The 6,000-nt window shown below is 67.8% G+C and carries 4 protein-coding genes, 1 pseudogene and 1 other annotated feature; of the genes and pseudogenes, 4 read left to right on the plus strand and 1 reads right to left on the minus strand.

Annotation, left to right across the window (positions count from 1 at the left end; genetic code table 11):
- Positions 1 to 417: 417 nt before the first annotated feature.
- Positions 418 to 858, plus strand: a complete 441-nt coding sequence (locus ACZ7NC_RS40665; RefSeq protein WP_471496482.1) for a DoxX family protein — start codon at positions 418 to 420, stop codon at positions 856 to 858.
- 150 nt (positions 859 to 1,008) lie between these two features.
- On the opposite strand, the gene ACZ7NC_RS40670 is transcribed toward ACZ7NC_RS40665, so the two are convergent.
- Complete coding sequence (locus ACZ7NC_RS40670; protein ID WP_471496484.1) at positions 1,009 to 1,461, minus strand: hypothetical protein; 453 nt, start codon at positions 1,459 to 1,461, stop codon at positions 1,009 to 1,011.
- Positions 1,462 to 1,574: 113 nt separating this feature from the next.
- On the opposite strand from ACZ7NC_RS40670, the gene ACZ7NC_RS40675 reads away from it, so the two are divergent.
- The 3 genes and pseudogenes from ACZ7NC_RS40675 to ACZ7NC_RS40685 form a co-directional block, all read left to right on the plus strand.
- The gene (locus ACZ7NC_RS40675; RefSeq protein WP_471496486.1) at positions 1,575 to 4,448 is read left to right on the plus strand and encodes a SpoIIE family protein phosphatase; all 2,874 of its coding nucleotides are present in this window, start codon (positions 1,575 to 1,577) and stop codon (positions 4,446 to 4,448) included.
- Between the two features lie 632 nt (positions 4,449 to 5,080).
- A pseudogene (locus ACZ7NC_RS40680) lies at positions 5,081 to 5,709 on the plus strand (IS3 family transposase); the annotation flags it as partial.
- Positions 5,362 to 5,490: a sequence feature (AL1L pseudoknot), on the plus strand. It overlaps the preceding pseudogene by 129 nt.
- A 16-nt stretch (positions 5,710 to 5,725) precedes the next feature.
- Positions 5,726 to 6,000: DDE-type integrase/transposase/recombinase (locus tag ACZ7NC_RS40685; RefSeq protein WP_471496488.1), on the plus strand; the 275-nt coding region annotated here is incomplete at its 3' end.

The following is a 6,000-nucleotide window of genomic DNA, read 5'->3' on the forward strand; positions in this document are numbered from 1 at the left end:
CGCAATTGCCGTATGGGGAAGCCTGTGCCTGGAAACCCGCCCCCCAGCGGTACGGCGCGGTCTGCCACGGCGTAACGTTCCGGCAGGTCACGCCGGGAGATCCCGGTCCGGATCTTGCAGACCATCCCGTTGATGACCTGCCGGCCTGACCCACGCGGACGTCCTGTAGTGGCTCGCGGTATTGACCGCGAGTAACTCCCGCTCCTCACGACGAGTGTGACGGAGCATCACTGTCGCCCAGAAGCATGATCGGCTTCACGGAAATCTTGGCAGAGCCAGCTTTCGGCCGTTGTCGAAAGTGGCGCCTGACCAACCCGCCTCGGCATCCAGTCTGCGAGGGCCCGGATGCTGCCGCCTGCCCTCCCGGTTTCCTATGACGGCGCTCTCTTCCTCCTCCGCCTGGCTGTGGGGATTCCCATGACCGGACATGGGGCGCAGAAACTCTTTGGGTGGTGTGATGGCGGGGGTATCGACTGCACCGGCGAGTTCTTCAACTCGGCTGGCTATCCGGCGGGCAAGGCGATGGCAGTCGTGGCCGGGCTCAGCGAGTTGATCGGCGGGCTCGGACTCGCACTGGGGCTGGTCACTCCGCTCGCCGGCGCCGTAATCGTGGGCGTCATGCTGAACGTTCTCGCTGTGAAATGGGGCAGTGGCTACTTCATGAACGAAAAAGACGGTGGTCTGGAGTACGAGCTGCTGATCCTGGCGTCGGCGGCGGCCCTGTCACTGACCGGACCCGGCCGAGTCTCCTGTGACGCCCGCCTGCCAATTCTGCGAGCATGCCGACTGGTCCACGCAACCATGGCGTTATGCCTCGGAGTCGTCATTGCCGGAGTCATCCTGTTGATCCGGGACTGACAATCACTGACGGTTGGGGCGGCAGTGGGCCTTACGGAAGATCGGCCAGTACTTGAGGGGCGAAGGCTCGCTCGACCGGCCAGCGGATGTGGCGGCAAGAGGGCTGTCACCTGGTGGCACTGCTCGGCAGGTGGGCGGCCTCCTCGCGCATCATCCGTTGCCTCCCTTGCCGTCGGCGTCGGTCCTCAGCGGCCGGTGGATCCCGGCTGCCCACTGCGATGCGAGCTCACCGATCGGATCATCAGTCTTGACCGGTGTAACGACCGGTGCCGGCGGCCGTACCGCCAAAGAGCGCATAAGGCGGCGTACACCCCGTCGTGCGGGTCTCGCTGTACGGGATCCGGCACCCCTGGGCTCGTGTCCGTCTGCGCCGAAGGTGAGGGTCAGCCGCTTGCCGTTCACCGGAGCGTCGGAGAGGGGTTGGTACTGGCGGGCGGTGCGGTAGTAGGGGTCTGCGTCGGTGACCCAGCGGTGTGCGCTGCTGCCCACGGTGCGGAAGGAGGAGAGGCCGTAGGTGATCTCCTGTGAGCCGTTGTTGCGTACGGTGATCAGGGCCAGACCCGTGCCGGCCGAAGGCGGGCGACGGCGGGGCTTGGTCTCCACTGTCGAAGATCTGCATCCCAGGGCGGATGCGCCGGGTGCACTGCCGTGGCTGTTCGAACCGTCTCGCCTCGCGCACCTCGTGGTCAGCGACGCGAAAGCGATAGAAAGGGGACATGGATCATGTTTCTGGTCAACCCGGGCAGAGTGTGGCTGACGCGCCTGGGAGGTCTCATGAGCCCGGTCGGGATCCTCGTCCGGGACAAGGCCGACATGGGCGACAGGAGCAAGGTGGGCCTCGTCAGGGGGGGCAGGCCCGGCGCCCGCGCTCGCTGCTGAGCCGGCGCAGCCTCCTCGGCCGGGACTTTCTTCTGCAGTTGGCGATCGTGGTGCTGCTCGTCGCCGCTGCGCTGGTGGCTCTCGTCGTGCAGGCTCGACGCGAGAGCATGGCGGACCCCGGCAACGGGACGACTACAGCTGCGCAGATGTCCGCGAACTCCCTGGGAATCGTGGCGGCACTGAACAGCGCGAACCCGATCGCGGTGTTGGAACCACGTGCCGAGGCCGCCCGGAAGGCTGCGGGTACCGATGCCGTCATCGTGCACAGGCTGGACGGGACCACCCCCACCCCCAGCGACCCGCATCAGATCGGGAAACGCAACATCGGGCCCTACGCGGACCAGGCGACCGGCAAGTCATTCACCAGGATCTTCCAGGGGTCCTTAGGGCTTTCCGTGATCTCTACGGTCCCCGCCAGGGCCCTTGACGTCTTCTCGGTCGGCGCCATCGCCTCCGTTCCCGTCGCGCTCGAGCAGGTACAACACACGGTGAACCGGCAGCTGCCGGTCCTGTTCGGCGGCGCTGTCACAGCCCTGCTCGTCGTTGGAGGGGGAGCGGTCCTGCTGAGCCGCCGGTTGCGGCGCCGGACCCATGGCCTGGGTCCGGCGGAAATGGCCCGGATGTACGACCACCACGAGGCGGTCCTGCACGCAGTGCGGGAAGGGGTACTGATCATCGGCGGTGACGGCCAGCTGCTGCTGGCCAACGACGAGGCACGGCGACTGCTGGACCTGCCGACGGACGCAGAGCGGCGCCACGTCACTGATCTGGGGCTGGGTGAGGATCTGGCCGATCTGCTGGCCTCCGACCGCACCACAACTGATGAGGTGTATCTGGCGGCCAGCCGACTGCTTGCGGTCAGCAAGCGACTCACGGCGCCGCGCGGCCCGGTCGGCAGTGCGGTGACACTCCGAGACACCACCGAGTTGTGGACTTTATCCGGCAGGGTCGAGGCGGAGCGCGAACGGTTGGAGTTGCTCTATGACGCCGGTGTCCGGATCGGCACCACGCTCGATGTGAAGCGCACCGCCGAGGAGCTTGCGAAGGTGGCGGTGCCCCGGTTCGCCGACATCATCACTGTCGAGCTGCTGGATGCGGTCCTGCACGGTGAGAGGTCCTCCGGCGCGGCCGCGGGGGCGACCGAGATGCGCCGCACTGCGGTTGCCGGCCTGGACGCGGACGATCTCCTTCACCCCGTCGGGGAGTTGATCCGGTTCGTCCCGGGCCACCCCGTCTCCGCGGCGATGGAGAGCGGCCGGTCGGTTCTGGTGGGGGACCTGAGTACATCCAACGGCTGGCGGGCCCAGCACCGCGAACGTGCCCAGCGGATCCTCGACCACGGCATCCACTCCTTGCTCGTGGTCCCGTTGCGGGCCCGCGGCGTGGTGCTGGGCATGGTGGACTTCTGGCGGGCGGGCGGCTCCATGCCGTTCCAGGACGAGGACGTGTCCTTCGCCGAGGAGCTGGCTGCCCGGGCAGCGGTGTGCATCGACAATGCCCGCCGCTACACCCGCGAACACACCATGGCCGTCACCCTGCAAAAGAGCCTGCTGCCACGCAGGCTGCCCGAGCAGCCGGCCCTGGAGGCGGCCTACCGCTACCTGCCGGCCCAGTCCGGAGTGGGCGGGGACTGGTTTGACGTCATCCCGCTGTCCGGCACCCGGGTGGCGCTGGTAGTCGGTGATGTCGTCGGCCATGGGCTGCACGCCGCGGCGACCATGGGCCGACTGCGCACCGCCGTTCTCAACTTCGCAGGCTTGGACCTGCCTACGGAAGAGTTGCTGGGCCGGTTGGACGAGCTGGTGGCCCAGATCGACGCAGAGGAAGAGGAGGACGGGCAGGGGATGATCACTGGGGCAACCTGTCAGTACGCCGTCTATGATCCCACCTCCGGCCAGCTGGTCCTTGCCACCGCGGGCCATCCGGGACCGGCGGTGATCCATCCCGACGGGACCGTGACCTTCCCCCAGGTGCCCGTCTCCCCGCCCCTGGGACTGGGCGCCGGTCTGCCTGTCGAGAGCGCCGAGCTGACCGTGCCCGAGGGATCCCGCCTGGTTCTCTTCACCGACGGCCTGATCGAGGACCGCCACCGCGACCTGGACGTCGGCCTGGAAGCCCTGCGTGACGCTCTGACAGGGCCCGATCGCACTCCGGAGGACACGTGCGCGGCGGTGATGGAGGCCATGCTGCCGGACCGGCCCAGGGATGACATCGCGCTGCTGGTGGCCTGCACCCGCCGGCTCGGTCCCGAGCATGTCGCTGAGTGGGATGTGCCCCGCGACCCGGCGGCGGTGGCCCCGGTGCGTACAGCCTGCGCCCGTCGGCTTACGGAGTGGGGCTTGGAGCAGTTCGCCTTCACCGCCGAACTCATTCTCAGCGAGCTGATCACCAACGCCATTCGCTACGGCACCGAGCCCATTGGCGTCCGGCTGCTTCGTACGGTGCCGACCAGCCGTTCCTCCGAGGGCACCCTGATCCTGGAGGTCTCTGACGGCAGCAGCACTTCACCCCGGCTGCGCCGGGCGAAGGCCACTGACGAGGGCGGGCGCGGACTCTTCCTGGTTGCCCAGTTCACTGAACGCTGGGGCACTCGCTACACGGGCACCGGCAAGGTCATCTGGACCGAACAGCCCCTCCCCGACGGCACGACATCGGAGGCGGAAGGACTCGGCGCGATCCTGCTCGGCCAATGGGACGACACGACACTGTGAGGGAGTGTCACTTTACGGCCCTTGCCGCTGCCCGCGCCGTTTGCTGGCGCGGGCACAGCCGGGACACGGGGTGTTGGGCGACCGCGAACCCATCAGGGGAAGGGTGCCGATCGCGGACTTCCCGGGCGGGATTCTCACATTGAGGCGGCAACAACTGCCCGATCGCCGCAACGGACCGGGCTCTGCACATCACCGGGGAGGAGGCCATAAAGCAGCACGCCCACGACGCCAGTGCAGGACCTGGCGCCGGTATCCGCGTTTTCCGGTCGTGCCGGGCCGCCGGTCGGGGCCGGGGTGGTGGTCGGCGAGGCTCAGACGCCTGCGGAAGCAGATGGCTCTGCTTCCGACACTGCGCCGCCTGCGTCGTTGGCTCACGGGTTGGAGCAGTGGAGGCAGCAGACCTCCCAGGCGGAGTCGTCGAAGCCTGGTGTGGGTGTGCTGGATTCGGCTGTGAAGAGTGGCGAGTTGGCAGCTGCTCCGGCTCCGTTCTGCGGCTTCGGTTCCGGCTGGATCTGGTGTGCAGGGACAGGGACAGGGACAGGCGTCGGTGGAGCCTGGTGTGCTGGGTCAGGCTGTGAAGACTGAACCGCTCCGGGTCTGATGGAGGCTCGATTCCCTGAGAGGATCGAGTCATGGCACGTCCGTCTTCCTATCCGCCCGAGCTTCGCGAGCGCGCGGTGCGCATGGTCGCGGAGATCCGTCCGAACTACCCGACTGAGTGGGCCGCGATGAAGGCAGTCGCGGCGAAGCTGGGCATCGGTGCGGCTGAGACGGTGCGGACCTGGGTCCGCAAGGCCGAGGTGGACGCCGGCCAGCGGCCCGGAGTGATGTCCGAGGAGGCTGCGGAGATCAAGCGGCTGCGGGCCGAGAACGCCGAGCTGCGGCGGGCGAATGAGATCTTGAAGGCGGCGTCGGCTTTCTTCGCGGCCGAGCTCGACCGGCCGTCGAAACGGTCGTAGCGTTCATCGACGCTCACCGCGAGGTGTTCGGAGTCGAGCCGATCTGCCGAGTCCTGACCGGCCACGGACTGAAGATCGCAACGAGAACCTACTACGCCGCCAAGAACCGCACCCCCAGCACCCGGGTGGTGCGAGATGCGGAGCTGAAGACTCATATCAGCCGCGTCCACACGGAAAACTTCAGTGTCTACGGAGTGCGGAAGGTCTGGCGGCAGCTGCACCGTGAAGGCATACCGGCGGCCCGCTGCACGGTCGCCCGGCTGATGCGCGACCTCGGCCTCCAAGGCGCCCGGCGCGGGAAGATCCACCTGGTCCGGGATCGTCTACGTCGAGTTCGTCGTGGACGTGTTCTCCCGGGCGATCGTGGGCTGGTCCGCAGCCATCAGCAAGCGGGCCAAGCTCGTCCTCGACGCTCTCGACATGGCGTTGTGGCGCCGTGACCGCGCCGGAACTCCCGCTGGACCGGGGCTGGTTCATCATTCGGATGCGGGAAGCCAAGGCGGATTCAACTGGTCGTCGCAACACCTTGATCACGGAGGTGTGCGATGGGCCGAGACGAGAGGCAGAAGGTGCCGGAGGCGCCTGCGGGGGCG

It is taken from the genome of Streptomyces sp. NPDC111802 (assembly GCF_055634335.1).

Bases quoted from the DNA above. Each gene is read 5' to 3' on its own strand.
- ACZ7NC_RS40665 (WP_471496482.1), top strand. From the start codon at position 418: ATGACCGGACATGGGGCGCAGAAACTCTTTGGGTGGTGTGATGGCGGG.
- ACZ7NC_RS40675 (WP_471496486.1), top strand. From the start codon at position 1,575: ATGGATCATGTTTCTGGTCAACCCGGGCAGAGTGTGGCTGACGCGCCT.